We start from the raw sequence: 18,372 nt of genomic DNA on the forward strand, positions 1-18,372 counted from the left end.
TAATTAAAGTTTCTGCTATACGCCGCTGTTGATTTCCGCAAATGGCTTCGCTTTCCTGCGGGCGGTCCGGGAGCCTCCTCACTTCGTTGCGGGGTCTCCCCTGTCCCTTCCTCCCGCTGGAGTCTTCGCCTTTGCTCCAATCACCAGCTAGAAACCTTATAATACTTAAAATACTTTAATTACTTATCGTTCAGCGCTACTACTCCTGGAAGTTCTTTGCCTTCCATGAATTCCAGGGATGCGCCTCCACCAGTTGAGATATGGCTCATTTTGTCTGCAAGGTTGAATTTTTCAACAGCAGCCGCAGAGTCTCCTCCACCGATGACAGAGTATGTATCGGTAGCTTCTGCTAGGGCTTCACCTACTGCTTTTGTTCCGCCAGCAAATGCATCAAGTTCGAATACTCCCATTGGTCCATTCCAGATGACAAGCTTGGAGTTTTTGATTACATCCGCGTAGATTTCACGGGATTTAGGTCCGCAATCAAGGCCTTCCCAGTCGCTTGGAATTTCTTCAATAGGTACGATTTTTGTGTTTGCGTCGTTGGAGAAATCATCTGCAACAACTACATCCACAGGCATGTACATGTTCACGCCTTTTTCTTTTGCTTGCTCCATGAAGGATTTAGCAAGGTCGATTTTGTCTTCTTCCAATAAGGATTTTCCTACATCATAGCCTTTAGCCTTGATGAACGTGTAAGCAAGTCCACCGCCGATGATCAGGTTATCCACTTTGTTAAGAAGATTTTCGATGACACCTATTTTATCTTTAACCTTTGCTCCACCGATGATCGCCGTGAATGGGCGCTCAGGGTTGGAAAGGGCTTTTCCTAGTACTTCTAATTCTTTTTCCATTAAGAGGCCTGCTACTGCCGGTAAGTGCTGGGCAATACCTTCTGTGGAAGCATGTGCACGGTGAGCGGCGCCGAATGCGTCATTTACATACACATCTGCAAGCTCAGCAAACGCTTTTGCAAGTTCTGGATCGTTTTTCTCTTCACCAGGGTAGAAACGAACGTTTTCTAATAAAAGAACGTCTCCCTCGCTCATGTCGTTTACGATGGCTTTTACGGAATCGCCGTATGCTTCATCCGCTTTTTTTACATCTTTTCCAAGAAGCTCTTGTAGACGGGCTGCAACCGCGGTTAAGCGAAGCTCTTCGACTACTTGCCCTTTTGGACGTCCTAAGTGGCTTGCAAGCAAGACTTTCGCGCCGTTATCCACTAGGTGCTTGATGGTTGGCAATGCTGCACGGATACGGGTTTCGTCTGTTACTTGTCCGTCCTTCATCGGTACGTTAAAGTCCACACGGCAAAATACGCGTTTGCCTTTCACGTCGATGTCACGAATACTTTTCTTGTTCATCTTGAACGGCCTCCCTTTAAAGGAAATTTGTTTGGTACTGAGTGATTTCCGCTGCAGTCACTTGCTTTCCGCGGGCGGTCCGGGAGCCTCCTCGGCTTCGCCTGTGGGGTCTTCACTGTCCCTTCCTCCCGCAGGAGTCAAGTGACTTCCGCTTCAATCACATCAATAAAGTCTCTTGAAAACATGAAAAGAGGGAGGGGTGTGTTCCCCAATCCCCCTCTACTTCACATGTCTTATTATAGAATGCTGATAAGGTTTATCCAAGCAATATCTATTGCTATGAAAAATTATAGTCCTTTTGCAGCGATGTATTTCGCTAGGTCTACTACACGGTGAGAGTATCCGCTCTCGTTGTCGTACCAAGAGATAACTTTTACCATGTTGCCTTCCATTACCATTGTAGATAATGCGTCGATTGTAGAAGACTCAGGGTTACCATTGTAGTCACCAGATACTAGTGGCTCTTCAGAATAACCAAGAATTCCTTTTAATTCGCCTTCAGATGCTGCTTTGAACGCTGCGTTTACTTCTTCAGCTGTTACATCTTTGTCAAGCTCTGCTACAAGGTCAACAAGAGAAACGTTTGGAGTTGGAACACGCATAGCTCCACCATTCAATTTACCTTTAAGTTCAGGTAATACTAGAGATACTGCTTTTGCAGCTCCAGTAGTTGTAGGGATGATGTTCTCAGCTGCCGCACGCGCACGACGGTAGTCTTTGTGTGGCAAGTCTAAGATTTGTTGGTCATTTGTGTAAGAGTGAACAGTTGTCATCATTCCACGTTTGATACCGAACTTGTCGTTCAATACTTTTGCGAATGGAGCCAAGCAGTTAGTCGTACAAGATGCATTAGAGATAACGTTGTGGTTAGCTGCATCGTACTTGTCTTCGTTAACACCCATTACGATAGTGATATCTTCATCAGATGCAGGTGCGGAAATGATTACTTTCTTCGCTCCAGCTTCTAAGTGTTTCGCAGCGTCTGCACGCTTTGTGAAGAAACCAGTAGATTCAACTACTACTTCTACTCCAAGCTCACCCCAAGATAATTTCGCTGGGTCGCGCTCCGCTGTAACTTTGATTGTTTTGCCGTCAACAACTAGGTTGTCTCCGTCAACTTTCACGTCAGCAGCTAATTTGCCGTGTACGCTGTCATATTTTAAAAGGTGTGCAAGCATGTTAGCGTCTGTTAAGTCGTTAACTGCTACCACTTCTACGTCGTTATTTTTTAATGCTGCGCGGAATACGTTACGTCCAATACGTCCAAATCCGTTAATACCAATCTTTACTGCCATGTTAATTTCCTCCTTAGTTTTTCTAAGAAATTTTTTGTTTGGCTTCGTTACACCGCATTTGATCTCCGCAAAAGGCTTCGCTTTCCGCGGGCGGTCCGGGAGCCCCCTCGGCTACGCCTGTGGGGTCTCCCATGTCCCTTCCTCCCGCAGGAGTCTACGCCTTTTTCTTCAATCAAATGCTGATAGTCTCTTAGCCTTTATAGAAGGGATGTTACTCCCTAATTAACTCTTTTGCTGCTCCTTCATCCGTAATGAGGATGGTGTGGGGAGCTTTTTTTAGATACGCTTGAATCGCTTTTGCCTTTGAGGCACCGCCGGCTACTGCAATCACACATTCTATCTTTTCCAAATCTGCGAGTTGCATTCCAACTGTCTGAACTTTATGCACCACTTCTCCGGCTTCATTGAAATAGTACCCGAAAGCTTCAGCTACCGCATGGCTTTGTTCGATCTTGCGCATATTTTCCGGCGCTGTTTTACGGCGCTCTGCCATTGTTTTAGCGTCTCCAATTCCATGAATAACCATACTAGAATTTTTAATGAGGGAAATTACTTCTTTTATAGAAGGTTCCTCAATCATCGATTGGTAGGATTCATGACTCAGCGAATCAGGAATATGCAAGAGCCTGTAGTCGCCTGATGCCTTTTCTGCCATGGTGGCACAAATGGTGTTCGACTGGTTTTGCACCTTCTCGCCAAGACCGCCTCGAGCAGGGACAAACAACAGATTACGGTTTTTAGTGTCGGGTGTCATCATTTCTGCTACGGAAGAAACAGTTGTTCCACCAGCTACAGCAATGACATTTTCGTGATGGAATCGTTCTCGCATTGCGGATACACATGCACGACCGAGTTCTTTTTTCACCCAAGGGGATTGGTCACTGTCACCCGGAACCACGACAACTTTTGTAATCCCTAACTTTTCTTCTATTCCCGCTTCTAGTTGCTTTAAACCGGAAACTTCTTTCATAACCTCTTCCAGATCTTTAATGAGGTATTCCCCTTCTTTTGTCAATGTCATGCCGGCAACACTAACATGAATCAGGTTCTGCGCTTTTAGGAAATCAACTTCCCCTCTCAGCACCCGCTCACTTAAACCTAGACTGCCTGACAAACTTCTTCTTCCAATCGGCTGCATCAACCTTATGTATCTCAAGATCTCGTATCGTTTCTGCATAATAGAAAGAAGATCAGGCAACAATTTCTTTTGTACTTCAATGATTTGATTCATTATAGCTTCCCCTTCAGAGTGTGTATTTTACCTGATGGACAATCGCCTGTCTTTTGCTGGACCTTAAATGTCCCACTGTGACATATTATGTCCCAGTAGCGGTAAAAAAAATCACCCTTGCTACAAGTTGATTGTAACAAAGGTGAAACCCTTATGCAACTAGGGTTTAGCGGATTTTTTCAAGTAAACGCTTTCTTACTTCTTCTTTGTTCACTTGACCATAAGCAAGCATTTCTCCCTCATGCTCCACTACCGGAATCATTAACTGATATTTTTCTAGCAAGGTGTCATCTTTATAAATATCGAATTCTTCTATTGTAAAATCAAGATCGGATTGCAGTTCTTTTAGTTTTGTTTTTGCCTTATCACAAAGCGGGCAATCCACTTTTGTGTAAAATTGTACATTCATTTTGCATCTGCCTTTCTAATCATACCTTTTTCTCATGGAAGATCCCGGGATGCTCAATAAATCTCGATATTTTGCAACGGTTCTTCTGGAGATGGTTATATGATACTGCTTTTGCAGGATGTTTGTCAGCTGTTGATCTGACAAAGGCTTCTGTTTGTCTTCATTCTTAATGAGTTCTTCGACCAATTGTTGCACCTGCTTGGTTGACTTCTCTTCATCATGTCTGCCAGAGAGACTTTGACTGAAGAAGTATTTTAATTCAAACAAGCCATATGGTGTCTGAACATATTTTTCCTTTGTCGCCCGGCTAACCGTAGACTCATGGATTTCAAGCCTGGTGGCGATATCCTTCAATGTTAACGGTTTCAAAGAGGATGGTCCGTTAAGAAAGAAAGATTGTTGGACACGGAGTATCTCTTCCATCACTTTGACAAGTGTGTGTTTGCGATGCTCCATTGATTTAACAATCCACTGACATTGCTGGAGCTTTTCCTGCAAGTAGGATTCAAGTTCATTTTTACTTTTAAGCGCCGACTCATACTGCTTATCTATCTTAATTTGCGGGATGATCTCTTCGTTTAATGACACGACAAAATGATTTTGGTGTCTTTGAACGATTAAGTCCGGGGTGATATATTTTGGTTTTTCAACTGTTTCATATCTGTTTCCCGGTCGCGGGTTGAGTTTGACGATTTCGTCGTGGATCGTCTGAATCTCTTTTATGTTAATCTCATACTTCTTTGCGAGTGTCTTCCACGCTTTTTCTGCAAAGAGGGTGAAATCATTTTCTAATATAGCTTCTGCAAGTTCGTTTCTGGGTGATATTCTTTTTAGTTGAAGCAAGAGGCACTCCTGGAGGTTTTGTGCTCCTATCCCTGCCGGTTCCAACTGTTTTATGGTATTTAAGGCTTTTATGATGATTTCTGGTTTGGTTTTAAGCTGTTCAGCAATCGCAACTGGCTCCTCTTTTATATAGCCATTCTCGTCCATGTGTTGGATAATGCGCTTTGCAAGTTTTTTTTCTTCCGTTGTCATGTCCGTGTCGAGCAATTGTTGTTCAATATATTGATGTAGCGTTTCTCCATGTTTACTGAAATTTTCAATGGAAAAGGTCTGTGTGGTGGTCGTTCCGATCTTCTTAGGTTTCAAGCGTTGCACACGAGAAGAAGATAGTTCCCTATGGATGGACGGTTCCTTCAAATCCATAAGCGGGTTCTCGAGCGATTGCTCCTTCAGGAAATCTACAAGCTCCAATGTCGAATACTGCAACAACGTAATCGCCTGCTTCAACTCCTGCGTCATCGCAAGCCTCAACGACTGCTCCTGATACAAACCAACTGACTGCTTCATACATCCAACCCTCCTCCGGCTACTTTAATATCCGGTCTCTACCTATATTCTACATGACTTTTAGGGACTTGTAAGCTTTTAAAATCTTCCTGAAATTCTTTGCTTAAGGGGGTCAGACCCCGGCAGGATTTTCTCCCCTCATGTCGAAGGTACCGCTTTCTGCTGACGGTGCTAGTTGTTTATTCTATTTTATTATGGGGTTTGGTTGGTCATACTTAGTTTCGGGTGAAGTTTTGTTGTGAGGATTTATTTGTACAGAGGGTTGGAGGAGGTTTATTTTCCGTTAACCCAAATATATTTTCCGTTCGCCTTAACTTCAAAATAAAAAGAATAAAAGGCATCCCATCATTACGCTGAGATACCTTTTTGACAAAATAAAAACCCAGTGTGCCGACACTGGGTGAGTAGATAATATGAGATAACGGCGCTTGTCCGTTACAAGTAATACTATAGCATGGTTGCTGACTATGTATCAAACGTAAGTTTTTCCAATTGATAATGGCGCGCTCGGAGGGATTCGAACCCCCGCATGACGCGGTACCGGAAACCACCGCTCTATCCCCTGAGCTACGAGCGCACGCTGCAAATGGAACTTTACTAATATACCAAATTATACACTAATTGTCGAGAGTCCGGCAATAACAAGTCGTGCCGGTAGAGAAATTAACTCCCCTTAAATTTGTTCTATAAGCCGCCCGGTACCCCCTTTCGAAGTTTAATCCCACCCCATACTGGATATGATTATTACATGGGGAAAAATGGGGGTATTTGCGATGGTTTTTATTTGACCATTCTTGACCTTGTATGTATGATAAAAGTACATAAAGATTTAGTAATACTTACTAATTGGTATAGGTTCGCTGAAGGTTTTCCCATTTTTACATAGGAGCCTATATCGATTGAAATTTAAATTTTAAGGAGGAAAAGTGAGATGAACTTAATTCCTACAGTTATTGAACAAACAAGCCGTGGGGAGCGCGCGTACGATATATACTCCCGTCTATTAAAAGACCGTATCATCATGCTTGGAAGTGCAATTGATGACAATGTGGCTAACTCCATTGTTTCTCAGCTTTTATTCTTGGCAGCGGAAGATCCTGATAAGGATATCTCCCTTTATATCAACAGCCCGGGTGGATCCATTACAGCTGGTATGGCCATCTACGATACAATGAACTTCATTAAACCAAATGTCAGCACAATATGTGTGGGTATGGCCGCTTCCATGGGAGCATTCTTACTTGCAGCTGGTGAAAAAGGCAAGCGTTTCGCGCTTCCAAATAGTGAAGTCATGATTCACCAACCACTTGGTGGAGCACAAGGTCAAGCAACGGAAATCGAGATCGCTGCAAAACGCATCTTGTTCCTACGCGAAAAGCTTAACACCATCCTATCCGAGCAAACTGGCCAACCAATCGAAGTGATTTCCCGCGACACAGACCGCGACAACTTCATGACTGCCGAACGTGCATTGGAATATGGATTGATTGATAAAGTTATGAATAAAAACAACCTATAACAAAAAACCGGGCTTCCCATCAAGGGGAGACCCGGTTTTTTAGTTCTCTTGTTGTACATATGCCGTTAAGGCAGCGATCGCCTCTTGTTCATCGTGACCATCAGCAATTAATGTAATCGTCGCACCAGTGCTAATAGCTAAGCTCATCAAGCCCATAATACTTTTCGCATTTACCTTTTTCCCGTCCTTTTCTAAGAAAACCTCGCTTGAGAAGCGGTTAGCTTCCTGTACGAAAAGTGCTGCCGGGCGAGCTTGCAAGCCAGTTTTTAAACGAACATCCACTTGTTTTTGTACCATTTCTATTCCTCCTCTATTTCATGTATGTTTGCTGGCTGAGTCAGCTCAAATTAAGGTGACTTTCTCCAGTTTTATTTAACAGATTCCCCTGCACGTAGTTTATCGGCAATTTCATCTATTTTTCGTAGTCGGTGATTGATACCGGATTTGCTGATCGTCCCGCTCGACACCATTTCACCAAGTTCTTTTAACGTGACATCTTGATAGGTGACGCGCAGTTCCGCGATTTCACGAAGCTTGTCAGGCAATATACCAAGGCCGACCGTGCTATCGATAAAGCGAATGTTTTCCACCTGGCGAATCGCAGCACCAATCGTTTTATTGAGGTTGGCAGTTTCACAGTTCACGAGGCGATTAACCGAGTTCCGCATATCACGAACAATCCGGATGTCCTCGAACTTCAGCAATGCCTGATGGGCACCGATGATGCTTAAGAATTCCGCGATCTTTTCGGCCTCTTTCAGGTATGTGATATAGCCCTTTTTCCGCTCCAATGTTTTACTGTTTAAGTGAAACCTATTCATCAGTTCACATAATGATTCGTTGTGTTCGTGGTAGAGCGAAAATATTTCAAGATGATAGGAAGACGTTTCTGGGTTATTAACCGAACCTCCAGCCAAGAATGCTCCTCGCAAATATGATCGTTTGCAGCATTTTTTGTTAATCAGGTCCTCGGAAATGTCACGAACGAACGTGAATCCATCCTTTAAAATCTTCAATTCATCCAAAATATAATGCGCCTGCTCGGCATAACGAACGATATAGACATTATTCTTTTTTAGTCTCATCTTCTTTCGTACAAGCAATTCGACGCGCACATCATAAATCCTTTTTGTTAACGTGTAAATTCTGCGGGCAATCGCGGCGTTTTCGGTTTGTATATCCAAGATCAATTTGCGATTGGAAAAGGATAGAGAACCGTTCATTCGGATCAGCGCCGCAAGTTCCGCCTTAACGCAACAGTCTTTTGTTTCGATGGTGGTTAATTCTTTTTTTGTTTCAGAAGCGTAGGACATTGTTTTCACCTCCATTGTGAAAGTACTTGGTGTCTGCGAGGTGTTCAAACAGTAGATTATCCTCTTACCACCAGCAATGCATCCGTTTGCATCCTATTTTTCGTCCGATTTTATCATGGAGTACAAGAGTGCCGCTACTTTTTGAGTATCATGACGAATCACTCCATCTTCGTATCGGATGATTTTATCATGTACAATTTCAAGCCCCAAATTAGACAAGGCGGCAATATCATATATTACTGGTGTTGCAGATTCTTTTTTATAGCGAAGGGCTATTTCATCTGGAATTCCCTCATCATTCACAAGAATGGTATCCATGAAACGGCAGCCCAAATGGTCATAGAGTGCTTTAACATGATCGCTTGCCGTGTATTCAAGCGTTTCACCGGCTTGCGTCATGACATTACATATATACACTTTTTTGGCGTGTGCGTTACACACAGCCTCTCCTATTTTCGGAACAAGAAGATTTGGCAGTATGCTAGTATAGAGACTTCCAGGTCCGACGATAATTAAATCTGCCTTTTCTATCTCATCGACTGATTCCTGTAGTGGCTCCACTTTATCAGGGGTAAGGAACACTCGCTTTATTTTCTGACCGTTGTCAGGGATCTTGGATTCACCAGTAACAATCGAGCCGTCTTCCATTTCCGCATGTAAAATAACACTTTGGTTTGCTGCAGGCAGAACCTTTCCACGAACGTTCAACACCTTGCTCATTTCACGGATGGCATGGACAAAGTCACCTGTAATGGTAGTCATCGCCGCTAACAGCAAGTTACCGAGTGAATGTCCTGAAAGTCCATTGCCTGTTGCAAAACGGTGCTGGAAAAGATCCTCGATTAACGGCTCCACATCTGATAAGGCGGCAAGCACGTTCCGGACATCTCCAGGAGGCGGGATATGCAGTTCATCGCGCAATCTGCCTGAGCTCCCACCGTCGTCGGCAACTGTCACCACCGCGGTTATATCCACATCATAATGCTTGAGACCCCGGAGTAAAACTGGCAGCCCGGTTCCCCCTCCTATGATGACGATTTTAGGTACTTTTTGACGTCTCATCAGTGTTTACCCTTTCGTTTCTCAATATCTCGGTGTGTTAGGAGTGTATCATATTCATCCTTGAAATGCTTGGCAAAATACTCTGCCAAGGTTACAGAACGGTGCTGCCCTCCTGTACATCCGATCGCAAGGACCAGCTGGCTCTTTCCTTCTCGCTTGTAGTACGGAAGCATGAAAGTCAGCAGGTCCGTAAGCTTTTCTATAAATTTCTGCGTTTCCGTCCACTTCAACACATAGGAAGAAACCTCTTCATCAAGCCCCGTCATCGGTCTCATATGGTCAATATAATGGGGATTTGGTAAGAAGCGTACATCAAACACAAGATCTGCATCTATAGGAAGTCCATATTTAAAACCGAAGGAAACGACATTCAATTTAAAAGTCTGTTTGGAGTGTGTGGCAAATTGTTTGAGGATTTTCTCTCTAAGTTCACGTGGCTTTAGGTTGGAAGTGTCCAAAATCAGTTGGGCACGTCCCTTTAACTCTTCTAACAACTCGCGCTCATGTTCAATTCCTTCAAGCGGAAGTCCTGATTTTGCCAATGGATGCGATCTTCTTGTTTCCTTATATCGCGTCACCAAAACGGAATCTTTAGCATCAAGGAATAAAATTTGCGGTGTCACCCATGACAATTCCGAAATATCATCCAGCGCTTCAAACAGGCTGTCAAAAAACTCACGGCCGCGTAAATCCATTACCAAAGCCACTTTATTCATTTTACTGCCTGACTCCTCCATCAGCTCCAAAAACTTTGGAAGCAAAGTCGGCGGCAGATTATCGACACAGAAAAATCCGAGATCCTCTAAACTCTGAATGGCCACTGTTTTCCCAGCTCCACTCATCCCAGTGATAATGACTAATTTGACATCACTGCTCGTACCTGTACTCATGTATCTTCCACTCCCTTTTTTGTCTAATCAATTCGGATCAAGACGGTAGGACAACAGTTCAAAGTCCGGCGTATAAGTAAATGTCCCAAAAATCATGCCAGATCCTTTAATGAGGTAATCAAGAATATGAAAATCACCAGGTGCCATTGGAAGCTTTGCAATCTCTTCCTGCTTATGCCACTCAATTTTTCCTTCCTCTGATTCCTTCACATTCTGTCCGTCATACTCCGTTGCAAGGAAGGTGAACATCATCCATTCGGATACGATATCCTTGCCTTCTTTTATTACAAATGTAAAAACACCCTTTAGGGCAGGATTTTTTAAGTAAATGCCAGTTTCTTCACGATATTCGCGCACAACCGTATCTTTTACGGATTCTCCGTGCTCCATTTTTCCACCAGGTGCAACCCACCATCCACGACGTGGCTTTTGCAATAGTAGCACTTGGTCATCTTTTACTAGCACACAATTTGTTACTCTTTGCATGGTTACAACCCCTTTTGAGCTTGGCTGACTGAATTTTATATCTATAATGCTGTTTGCAGAAAGCAACAGCGGCATAAAAATTAAAACTAGCCAAGTGTATCATTTTTTATTTTACAGCAAAAGTATTGATTAAGACACAGTAAAGTTCTACAAATTAGCAAACTGTGTGTCAGGATTTCTTACAGGTATCGATTCCAGATCGGGAGTAGTTTCGTGTAAACGCTTTACTTTTTAAGTATATCATAGCTTTGTGGGATAGAGTAAACAAGGAGGTATGAGGTAAGGTTTGGTTGAACGGTTTTATTTTACCGTTCTGCTTGAAAACCACTTGCTTCGGGCTTATAGAACGCTTCTATTTGACCGATCTGCTTAAAAACCGCTTGCTTCGGGCTTATCGAACGCTTCTATTTGACCAATCTGCTTAAAAAACGCTTGCTTCGGGCGTATAGAACGCTCCTATTTGACCCGTCTGCTTAAAAACCGCTTGCTTCGGGCTTATAGAGGGCTTCTATTTGACCGATCTGCTTAAAAACCACTTGCTTCGGGCGTATAGAGGGCTCCTATTTAACCGTTCTGCTTGTAAACCGCCGGCTTCGGGCGTATAGACAAAAACGCACGGCATGCCACACAAAAAAAGACATAAAAAAAGGACACGGGAAAAAGGGAACCCGTGTCATCCACTATATTTATAAAAGGGGGTCAATTACTATTTATATAATAACCGATTATTGTTTCAAAGCTGTTACAGATGCGTTAAGGCGCAGTTACGTTTTGGTTAAAGGGATATTTCGACAAAGCCTTTTATAGTTCGACATACCTAGCGTCCCTATCCTTTAGCCTATTATTTTGCTGCGTTTGCTTTTAACTCCTCAGCTAGCTCTTCTACAAAATGCTGGGCACTTTGAGCTGCGATACTTCCGTCACCAGTTGCCGTAACAATTTGGCGTAGAGTTTTCTCACGGATATCACCCGCTGCAAAGATTCCAGGGACTTTTGTTTCCATGCGCTCATTTGTTTCAATATAACCCATGTCATTTGTGATACCAAGATTCAAGAACGGTTTTGTCAGAGGAAGCATTCCCACATAGATGAAGACACCGTCTGTCTGGAATTCTTGTTCTTCGCCATCTTTTGTGCTGACAAGTGTCACACTTCCAACTTTGCCATCTTTTTCGTTGATTTCTTTAATCGTGTTGCTCCAAATAAAGTCAATTTTGTCATTGTCGAAAGCACGTTGCTGAAGGATTTTTTGCGCTCTAAGCTCGTCGCGGCGGTGAACAATCGTCACTTTGGAAGCAAAGCGAGTCAGGTATACTCCTTCTTCAACAGCAGAATCTCCTCCACCAACAACTACTAATTCTTTATTTTTGAAAAACGCGCCGTCACATACCGCACAGTAGGAAACCCCACGTCCGCCAAGCTCCTTTTCACCAGGCACGCCGATTTTTTTGTATTCAGCTCCACTTGAAATGATAACAGTACGGCCTTTGTAAGACTTGCTTCCAGCGTTTACTGTTTTATATTCTTTTCCATCGATAACCTCTTTGACGTCACCATAAGCATACTCCGCACCAAATTTCTTCGCATGCTCGAACATTTTAGTGGAAAGCTCAGGTCCTAAAATATGGTCAAATCCAGGGTAGTTTTCTACTTCCTCTGTGTTCGCCATCTGTCCGCCAGGCATTCCGCGCTCAATCATTAATGTGCTAAGATTCGCACGAGATGTGTAAACGGCAGATGTCATTCCCGCGGGTCCAGCCCCAATAATAATCACGTCATAAATTTTTTCTTCTGTCATGTTGCCCACTCCTTTAACTCTTTACTGCATATTATGAAAACCCTATTTTCATCCAATTTTATATTTATATTTACAGAATACCTTTAAAAGTATTCCCAGTTACTATCCTATATAACAGGTGTGTTGTCCGTCCAATTTTTTGCTCATGGAAAGTTTGGTAAGGCTTTACTGTCTCTTCGCATGGTATGAAGACAATGTTTCCTCTTTTTCATCGGCTCAGGGCTTCATTGACATCCTACGAGGACAATGTTTACTCTTTTTCACCACTTCAGGGTTTCATTGACACCCTACGAGGACAATGTTTGCTCTTTTTCATCGGCTCAGGGTTTCATTGACACCCTATGAGGACAATGTTTACTCTTTTCAACCGGCTCAGGGCTTTATTGCGTGCCATTTTTCCCCTTATTATCCTTTACGAACATCATTATGCTCAGAGCTAAAAAAGCGATACCACTTAAAACCATCGAAATAACCAAAAACCAAGGAGTTGGGACAGGACCATTTCCGATTGGACCAACTCGTGGTTTATTTTCAAGATATATTGCGTAAAACGAAGAGCAATCATGATTAATGAAAGCACCACTAATATGTATTTTCTCATTGCTATCACCTCAACACCATTTTACCATTTCTTCCATAATTAAGGTCACCAACCACGCAAAAAAACCGAGCATCATCGCAGCTCGGTTTTTAAGTAAGTAGATCTTCTACTTTTTTAATATATTTTCTTAAAGTGCTTGCGGAAATTTCATATGTTTCCACCAGCTCTTTCTGCGTTACAGCATAGCCGTTTCCTTTGCTCCAGACGTAGGAAAATGCGGCTGCCCATGCTGGTGCGTTCGTGAAAGTGACAGCTTGTTTTAATGCTCGAGCATATAAATCAAACCATTCTTTTACAATCATATCAGCTTGTTTTGTATTTAATAATGACGCAATCTCATACCCATTCACGACATTTACTGGCACATCTTTACGATTCAATAAGGCAAACATGGCAAATTCACGGACAGTCGAGGTGACAAAGGATTGTTCCAGTACGTTTTTGACTGTTGTTTTGTTAGAAGTACTTGATTGGAAAATATGAAAAAGCTGTTCTGCTTCTTCTTCCTCAACCGTCTTATCCTCCATATGATTCCATGGCTCCGTTCCGGACTTTTCAGGATTCATCTCAACAACTTTGGACCACGCCTGTTCTGCAACGGTAAAACGCTCTGTTTGGTAGGCTGCATTTGCCAACCAAAAATAAAACGTACCGTCCCCTTGGAAACCGTTTTTCTGCAAGGAACGTAACCATTTGAAAGACAATTCATGTCTGCCAATCAACCCGAAAGTCGCTCCGAGCTTATAACGGTGTTCCACCAAAATAGGTGTAACCTTCTCAAGGCGGTTTGCCAGTTTGTTCATTTCCTTCACATTATTTTCATAATGGAAGAAAACGAGCAAGTTACAAAGCGCATGCAGGTTTCCTGGATTCTTTTCCAGAACTTCCTCCAGGACTTCTCTAGCCTCCGTTAAATTCCCTTTGTAGAAATAGGCTAGTGCCAGATTATTATATGCCGACCAGAATTGTGGATACTCCTCGATAATCTGTTCGAGCAGCGCCAATGCTTCTTCTAGTTCCCCCTTTTCAAGCAGACCTCTTGCATTTTCCTGCATGACAATAAGGTGGTCCTGGCCATCCACATAATCTTCCGCTTCATCTGCCTCAATTTCCAAAAGATCAATCAAATCCTCTGTGTCCTCGACAAATTCTCCGTCCGGCTCCATCGTCAAATATTCCTCAGCATGCTTTCTTGCCTCTTGAAATAATCCCAAATAGGCATAGTTGTTCGCCAAGAAATAGTGACAATCATGCATGTCCGGTGCCAAATCTTCTATAATATCTTCTAAAAGTTCATTAGAACGCTGATAGTCACCAAGCTCGGTGAGGACAATCGCCAGCTGACACATAATCGATGCATCGCTAGGTTTCATCGCCTCCGCTCGTTGGAGCCATTTTCTTGCCTTATATAAATCCCGCTTCCGATAAGCGCGGATCCCTTTTTGAAAAAAATAATCGCCATTCTGCGCAAATGGGATGATCTTCGCAACTTGTTTCACATTCGGATTTTTTCCCATTATAGCCTCCATACAAACTTACTTACCGTTCGTAGTATAACATAAGAGAGGTTGGAAAGAATAGGTGGGAAATTTTGAGGTGTGCTTTATTTGCAAATAAAAAACACTTTCCCAGTTTTTAACCAGAAAAGTGCTAAAACTAAGTTATCCACCTTATTTATCAGATGGCTTTTTGGCATGCCGTTCTTCAAGCACCGATAACACTTCATCCAAGCTCACGTCCTGCTCACGCAACAACACCATCACATGGAAAAGGAGATCGGCAACCTCCCAAGTAAGCTCTCCGCGGTCACGGTTTTTCGCCGCAATGATTACTTCTGCCGCTTCCTCGCCAACCTTCTTCAGAATCTTATCCACACCTTCTTCAAAAAGATAAGTAATATAAGAGCCTGCTGGTTTATCCACAGCACGGGATGCAATGACAGATTCTAAGCGTGATAAAATAGCAGTTGTCCCTGAAGCCGAAGCACCGAATTCCCCCGCCACATCAGAATCGGCACCAAGCACCACCTCATGAAAACAAGTTTCCGCACCGGTATGACACGCCGGTCCATTCGGTTCCACCAGCACAAGCACCGCGTCCTGATCACAGTCATATCGCATTTCTACCACACGCTGCGTGTTACCGGAAGTTGCGCCTTTATGCCAAAGTTCCCCACGAGAGCGACTCCAAAACCATGTCTCCCGAGTCTCGACCGTTTTTACCAATGACTCCCCGTTCATATATGCTAACGTCAACACCTCTTTAGTAGAAGCATCTTGCACAATTGCCGGGACAAGCCCTTTTTCATCAAACCTTACCGCTTCTAAGTTGATCATCGAACCTGCACCCCTTTCTCCTTAAGATAGCTTTTTACTTCTTTAACACTCGTTTCTTTATAGTGGAAAATAGAAGCTGCAAGTGCTGCATCTGCTGCTCCTTCTTCAAACGCCGAAAGAAAATGAGACGCTTCACCTGCCCCACCAGAGGCAATTACCGGTACAGAAACAGCCGAACTTACCGCTTTGGTCAAAGCTAGGTTAAAGCCTTTTTTCTCCCCGTCACTGTCCATGCTAGTTAATAAAATCTCCCCTGCGCCTAACTTAACCGATTCTTGTGCCCATTTCACCACTTCCCAGTCCGTTTCCCTGCGCCCGCCATGCGTATACACTCTCCACGAACCGAGGCTCTCGTCATACTTAGCGTCAATCGCTACAACAATGCATTGCGAGCCAAAGTAATCCGCTCCGGCTTGGATCAAATAAGGATTCAACAAGGCAGCCGTGTTTAGAGAAACCTTATCCGCACCTGCACGCAACAACCGCTTCATGTCATCAATAGAGTTGATGCCGCCCCCGACTGTGAACGGAATCGCCAATTTTGCAGCCACCTGCTCGACCACATCCACCATCGTTTCACGCCCTTCATGGGAGGCAGAAATATCAAGGAACACCAGTTCATCTGCACCTTCTTCATCATAAAAGGCAGCAAGCTCAACCGGATCACCCGCATCTCGGAGCTCGACAAACTGAACTCCCTTTACCACCCGTCCTTCTTTTACATCCAGACAAGGGATAATCCGTTTCGTAAGCATCTATTTCACCTCTTCCAATGCACAAGCAAGGTTGATTTTCTCTGTGTAGATTGCTTTACCAACTATGGAACCTGAGACGCCATCGTCGGCAAACTTTCGAAGCGCCAACAGATCATCAACTGAACTTACTCCCCCTGAAGCAATGACAGAAGCACCTGTCACACGAGCAAGTTCCACCGTCGCATCTACATTCGGTCCAGATAACATGCCGTCTGTTGCAATATCTGTGAAAATGAATGTCTCCGCTCCAGCATCTGCTAGCTCTTTTCCAAGGACAGTGGCTTTCACAGTCGACGTTTCCACCCAGCCTTCTGTTGCCACATAGCCATCCTTTGCATCAAGCCCAATCGCAATCTTAGCACCATATTTGGCAAGCATCGACTTCACAAATTCAGGGTCATTTATTGCCGCACTTCCTAAAATGACTCTATCAACACCATTGTCCAAATAACGCTCCACATCCTCCGCCGTGCGGATTCCCCCGCCAATCTGCACTTTCGCAGGTAGCTCTTGTGCCACCTGAAGCACAAAACGGTCATTGACTGGCGAGCCAGCCTTTGCACCGTCAAGATCCACCATATGAATCCACTCTGCACCCTGCTCCACAAATGTTTTTGCCATATCAAACGGCGAATCCCCGTATACTGTTTCCTTATTATAATCTCCCTGCAGCAGACGTACACATTTTCCACCGCGCATATCAATAGCCGGATAAATGGTAAAACTCATATTATCGCTCCTCTTCCTTCACAAGGTTCACAAAGTTTTTCAAAATTCCCAAGCCGACATTGCTGCTTTTTTCCGGGTGAAACTGTGTGCCGAACACATTTCCGCGTCCCACCACAGCCGGCACCTGCACATCATATGTACTGCTTGCCAATAGTTCCGCCTCAGCAAAATCTTTTACATAATAGGAATGAACAAAATAAACAAAGTCCTCTGGCACACCCTCTAAAAGCGGGGATGCCTGTTGGAATTCAAGCTTGTTCCATCCCATATGTGGAACCTTGTATGATGCACCTACCTCTGTAACTCCTGGAAAGCGTTCCACCTTGCCTTTTAAAAGAGACAGTCCCTCTGTAACGCCGTTCTCTTCACTTTCCTCAAACAACAGCTGCATGCCAAGGCAGATCCCAAGCATTTTTTTACCCCGCGCCACTTCCTCTTTTATAAAAGAATCAAGGCCTGTTTCCTGTAAAATGGACATGGCGTCACGGAACGAGCCGACACCTGGGAGGATAAGTCCTTCTGCCTCAAACAGCACATCCCGATCATTAGAGATGACACACTCGACATTCATCCGCTCCAATGCCTTGCTGACGCTATATAAATTCCCCATTCCATAATCAATGATGCCTATCATCCTCTATAACATTCCCTTCGTAGATGGTACCCCTTTAACTCGCGGATCAATCGTGGTTGCTTCGTCCAGTGCACGACCAAGCGCCTTGAATATTGCCTCAATGATGTGATGGGTGTTCGTCCCGTAATGCACAATCACGTGTAGGTTCATTCGGGCCTCTAATGCAAGCTTCCACAAAAATTCGTGTACAAGTTCAGTGTCAAACGTGCCGACCTTTTGGCTTGGGAATTCCGCTCTTATTTCAAGATGTGGACGGTTGCTCAGATCTACGACCACTTGTGCAAGAGCCTCATCCATGGGTACGAACGCGTTTCCGTATCGTTTTATCCCCACTTTATCCCCAAGTGCATCTTTTAACGCCTGACCAAGGCAAATTCCAATATCCTCTGTTGTGTGGTGATCATCGATATCCACATCCCCATTTGCCTGCAAGTCCAAGTTAAACTGGCCATGCTTTGTAAAAAGGTCGAGCATATGTGTCATAAACGGGACAGGCGTCTCAAGCTTTGCCGCTCCTTCTCCATCTATTGTAAAAGCAAGCTGTATTTGCGTTTCTTTCGTATTTCTCTCCAAACTAGCTGTTCGTGTCATCAGAATGTC

At 43.8% G+C, this 18,372-nt stretch carries 19 protein-coding genes and 1 tRNA gene; 1 reads left to right on the forward strand and 19 read right to left on the reverse strand.

Annotated elements, in window-relative coordinates:
* Positions 1 to 179: 179 nt before the first annotated feature.
* The 6 genes from B4U37_RS18900 to B4U37_RS18925 form a co-directional block, all read right to left on the reverse strand.
* Positions 180 to 1,364, reverse strand: coding sequence for a phosphoglycerate kinase (locus B4U37_RS18900; protein ID WP_088019478.1), 1,185 nt, complete (start codon positions 1,362 to 1,364; stop codon positions 180 to 182).
* Positions 1,365 to 1,651: 287 nt separating this feature from the next.
* Positions 1,652 to 2,659: a type I glyceraldehyde-3-phosphate dehydrogenase gene (gap, locus tag B4U37_RS18905; RefSeq protein ID WP_088019479.1), complete on the reverse strand. Its 1,008-nt coding sequence runs from the start codon at positions 2,657 to 2,659 to the stop codon at positions 1,652 to 1,654.
* A 211-nt stretch (positions 2,660 to 2,870) separates the two neighbouring features.
* Entirely contained in the window at positions 2,871 to 3,890 is a 1,020-nt protein-coding gene (locus B4U37_RS18910; protein WP_088019480.1) for a sugar-binding transcriptional regulator, read from the reverse strand.
* A 166-nt stretch (positions 3,891 to 4,056) separates the two neighbouring features.
* Positions 4,057 to 4,299, reverse strand: coding sequence for a glutaredoxin family protein (locus B4U37_RS18915; protein ID WP_088019481.1), 243 nt, complete (start codon positions 4,297 to 4,299; stop codon positions 4,057 to 4,059).
* A gap of 15 nt (positions 4,300 to 4,314) precedes the next feature.
* A complete protein-coding gene (rpoN, locus tag B4U37_RS18920) occupies positions 4,315 to 5,649 on the reverse strand; it encodes an RNA polymerase factor sigma-54 (protein ID WP_088019482.1) in 1,335 nt (444 codons plus the stop codon).
* 499 nt (positions 5,650 to 6,148) lie between these two features.
* Positions 6,149 to 6,226: transfer RNA gene (locus tag B4U37_RS18925), tRNA-Arg, on the reverse strand.
* Positions 6,227 to 6,580: 354 nt separating this feature from the next.
* Between B4U37_RS18925 and clpP the strand changes: the two genes are divergently transcribed.
* Positions 6,581 to 7,168 (forward strand): ATP-dependent Clp endopeptidase proteolytic subunit ClpP, encoded by a 588-nt coding sequence (gene clpP, locus B4U37_RS18930; protein WP_010196841.1) that lies wholly within the window; start codon positions 6,581 to 6,583, stop codon positions 7,166 to 7,168.
* Between the two features lie 39 nt (positions 7,169 to 7,207).
* Here clpP and B4U37_RS18935 read toward each other — a convergent pair whose 3' ends face one another.
* The 13 genes from B4U37_RS18935 to hisB form a co-directional block, all read right to left on the reverse strand.
* Positions 7,208 to 7,465 carry an HPr family phosphocarrier protein gene (locus B4U37_RS18935; RefSeq protein ID WP_010196842.1) on the reverse strand — a complete coding sequence of 86 codons (258 nt, stop codon included), beginning with the start codon at positions 7,463 to 7,465 and terminating at the stop codon, positions 7,208 to 7,210.
* Positions 7,466 to 7,536: 71 nt separating this feature from the next.
* Entirely contained in the window at positions 7,537 to 8,481 is a 945-nt protein-coding gene (gene whiA / locus B4U37_RS18940; RefSeq protein WP_088019483.1) for a DNA-binding protein WhiA, read from the reverse strand.
* 93 nt (positions 8,482 to 8,574) lie between these two features.
* Positions 8,575 to 9,543 carry a gluconeogenesis factor YvcK family protein gene (locus B4U37_RS18945; protein ID WP_088019484.1) on the reverse strand — a complete coding sequence of 323 codons (969 nt, stop codon included), beginning with the start codon at positions 9,541 to 9,543 and terminating at the stop codon, positions 8,575 to 8,577.
* The gene (gene rapZ / locus B4U37_RS18950) at positions 9,543 to 10,433 is read right to left on the reverse strand and encodes an RNase adapter RapZ (protein ID WP_088019485.1); all 891 of its coding nucleotides are present in this window, start codon (positions 10,431 to 10,433) and stop codon (positions 9,543 to 9,545) included. Before rapZ ends, B4U37_RS18945 begins: the two co-directional genes overlap by 1 nt.
* A gap of 27 nt (positions 10,434 to 10,460) precedes the next feature.
* Entirely contained in the window at positions 10,461 to 10,919 is a 459-nt protein-coding gene (locus tag B4U37_RS18955; RefSeq protein WP_010196852.1) for an 8-oxo-dGTP diphosphatase, read from the reverse strand.
* An 841-nt stretch (positions 10,920 to 11,760) separates the two neighbouring features.
* Positions 11,761 to 12,717, reverse strand: a complete 957-nt coding sequence (trxB, locus tag B4U37_RS18960) for a thioredoxin-disulfide reductase (protein WP_088019486.1) — start codon at positions 12,715 to 12,717, stop codon at positions 11,761 to 11,763.
* 454 nt (positions 12,718 to 13,171) lie between these two features.
* Entirely contained in the window at positions 13,172 to 13,318 is a 147-nt protein-coding gene (locus B4U37_RS22100) for a hypothetical protein (protein ID WP_157663836.1), read from the reverse strand.
* An 89-nt stretch (positions 13,319 to 13,407) separates the two neighbouring features.
* On the reverse strand, positions 13,408 to 14,835 hold the full coding sequence (locus B4U37_RS18965; RefSeq protein ID WP_198317049.1) for a tetratricopeptide repeat protein: 1,428 nt from the start codon (positions 14,833 to 14,835) through the stop codon (positions 13,408 to 13,410).
* Positions 14,836 to 14,988: 153 nt separating this feature from the next.
* The gene (gene hisIE / locus B4U37_RS18970; protein ID WP_425444093.1) at positions 14,989 to 15,654 is read right to left on the reverse strand and encodes a bifunctional phosphoribosyl-AMP cyclohydrolase/phosphoribosyl-ATP diphosphatase HisIE; all 666 of its coding nucleotides are present in this window, start codon (positions 15,652 to 15,654) and stop codon (positions 14,989 to 14,991) included.
* The gene (gene hisF, locus B4U37_RS18975; protein ID WP_088019488.1) at positions 15,651 to 16,409 is read right to left on the reverse strand and encodes an imidazole glycerol phosphate synthase subunit HisF; all 759 of its coding nucleotides are present in this window, start codon (positions 16,407 to 16,409) and stop codon (positions 15,651 to 15,653) included. Before hisF ends, hisIE begins: the two co-directional genes overlap by 4 nt.
* The gene (gene hisA, locus B4U37_RS18980) at positions 16,410 to 17,138 is read right to left on the reverse strand and encodes a 1-(5-phosphoribosyl)-5-[(5-phosphoribosylamino)methylideneamino]imidazole-4-carboxamide isomerase (RefSeq protein ID WP_088019489.1); all 729 of its coding nucleotides are present in this window, start codon (positions 17,136 to 17,138) and stop codon (positions 16,410 to 16,412) included.
* 1 nt (position 17,139) lies between these two features.
* Positions 17,140 to 17,772, reverse strand: a complete 633-nt coding sequence (hisH, locus tag B4U37_RS18985; protein WP_088019490.1) for an imidazole glycerol phosphate synthase subunit HisH — start codon at positions 17,770 to 17,772, stop codon at positions 17,140 to 17,142.
* Between the two features lie 3 nt (positions 17,773 to 17,775).
* Positions 17,776 to 18,363 (reverse strand): imidazoleglycerol-phosphate dehydratase HisB, encoded by a 588-nt coding sequence (hisB, locus tag B4U37_RS18990; protein WP_010196875.1) that lies wholly within the window; start codon positions 18,361 to 18,363, stop codon positions 17,776 to 17,778.
* Positions 18,364 to 18,372 lie beyond the last annotated feature (9 nt).

It is taken from the genome of Sutcliffiella horikoshii (assembly GCF_002157855.1).
In the GTDB taxonomy this organism is placed as follows: Bacteria; Bacillota; Bacilli; order Bacillales; family Bacillaceae_I; genus Sutcliffiella_A; species Sutcliffiella_A horikoshii_C.

Excerpts from the sequence above, each read along its gene's own strand:
- B4U37_RS18935 (WP_010196842.1), bottom strand. The coding sequence starts at position 7,465 with ATGGTACAAAAACAAGTGGATGTTCGTTTAAAAACTGGCTTGCAAGCT.
- B4U37_RS18945 (WP_088019484.1), bottom strand. The coding sequence starts at position 9,543 with ATGAGACGTCAAAAAGTACCTAAAATCGTCATCATAGGAGGGGGAACC.
- B4U37_RS18915 (WP_088019481.1), bottom strand. The coding sequence starts at position 4,299 with ATGAATGTACAATTTTACACAAAAGTGGATTGCCCGCTTTGTGATAAG.
- hisF (WP_088019488.1), bottom strand. The coding sequence starts at position 16,409 with ATGCTTACGAAACGGATTATCCCTTGTCTGGATGTAAAAGAAGGACGG.
- B4U37_RS18900 (WP_088019478.1), bottom strand. The coding sequence starts at position 1,364 with ATGAACAAGAAAAGTATTCGTGACATCGACGTGAAAGGCAAACGCGTA.
- B4U37_RS18910 (WP_088019480.1), bottom strand. The coding sequence starts at position 3,890 with ATGAATCAAATCATTGAAGTACAAAAGAAATTGTTGCCTGATCTTCTT.
- trxB (WP_088019486.1), bottom strand. The coding sequence starts at position 12,717 with ATGACAGAAGAAAAAATTTATGACGTGATTATTATTGGGGCTGGACCC.
- hisA (WP_088019489.1), bottom strand. The coding sequence starts at position 17,138 with ATGAGTTTTACCATTTATCCGGCTATTGATATGCGCGGTGGAAAATGT.
- hisB (WP_010196875.1), bottom strand. The coding sequence starts at position 18,363 with ATGACACGAACAGCTAGTTTGGAGAGAAATACGAAAGAAACGCAAATA.
- clpP (WP_010196841.1), top strand. The coding sequence starts at position 6,581 with ATGAACTTAATTCCTACAGTTATTGAACAAACAAGCCGTGGGGAGCGC.
- whiA (WP_088019483.1), bottom strand. The coding sequence starts at position 8,481 with ATGTCCTACGCTTCTGAAACAAAAAAAGAATTAACCACCATCGAAACA.
- rpoN (WP_088019482.1), bottom strand. The coding sequence starts at position 5,649 with ATGAAGCAGTCAGTTGGTTTGTATCAGGAGCAGTCGTTGAGGCTTGCG.
- hisH (WP_088019490.1), bottom strand. The coding sequence starts at position 17,772 with ATGATAGGCATCATTGATTATGGAATGGGGAATTTATATAGCGTCAGC.
- B4U37_RS18955 (WP_010196852.1), bottom strand. The coding sequence starts at position 10,919 with ATGCAAAGAGTAACAAATTGTGTGCTAGTAAAAGATGACCAAGTGCTA.
- B4U37_RS18965 (WP_198317049.1), bottom strand. The coding sequence starts at position 14,835 with ATGGGAAAAAATCCGAATGTGAAACAAGTTGCGAAGATCATCCCATTT.
- hisIE (WP_425444093.1), bottom strand. The coding sequence starts at position 15,654 with ATGATCAACTTAGAAGCGGTAAGGTTTGATGAAAAAGGGCTTGTCCCG.
- gap (WP_088019479.1), bottom strand. The coding sequence starts at position 2,659 with ATGGCAGTAAAGATTGGTATTAACGGATTTGGACGTATTGGACGTAAC.
- rapZ (WP_088019485.1), bottom strand. The coding sequence starts at position 10,433 with ATGAGTACAGGTACGAGCAGTGATGTCAAATTAGTCATTATCACTGGG.
- B4U37_RS22100 (WP_157663836.1), bottom strand. The coding sequence starts at position 13,318 with ATGAGAAAATACATATTAGTGGTGCTTTCATTAATCATGATTGCTCTT.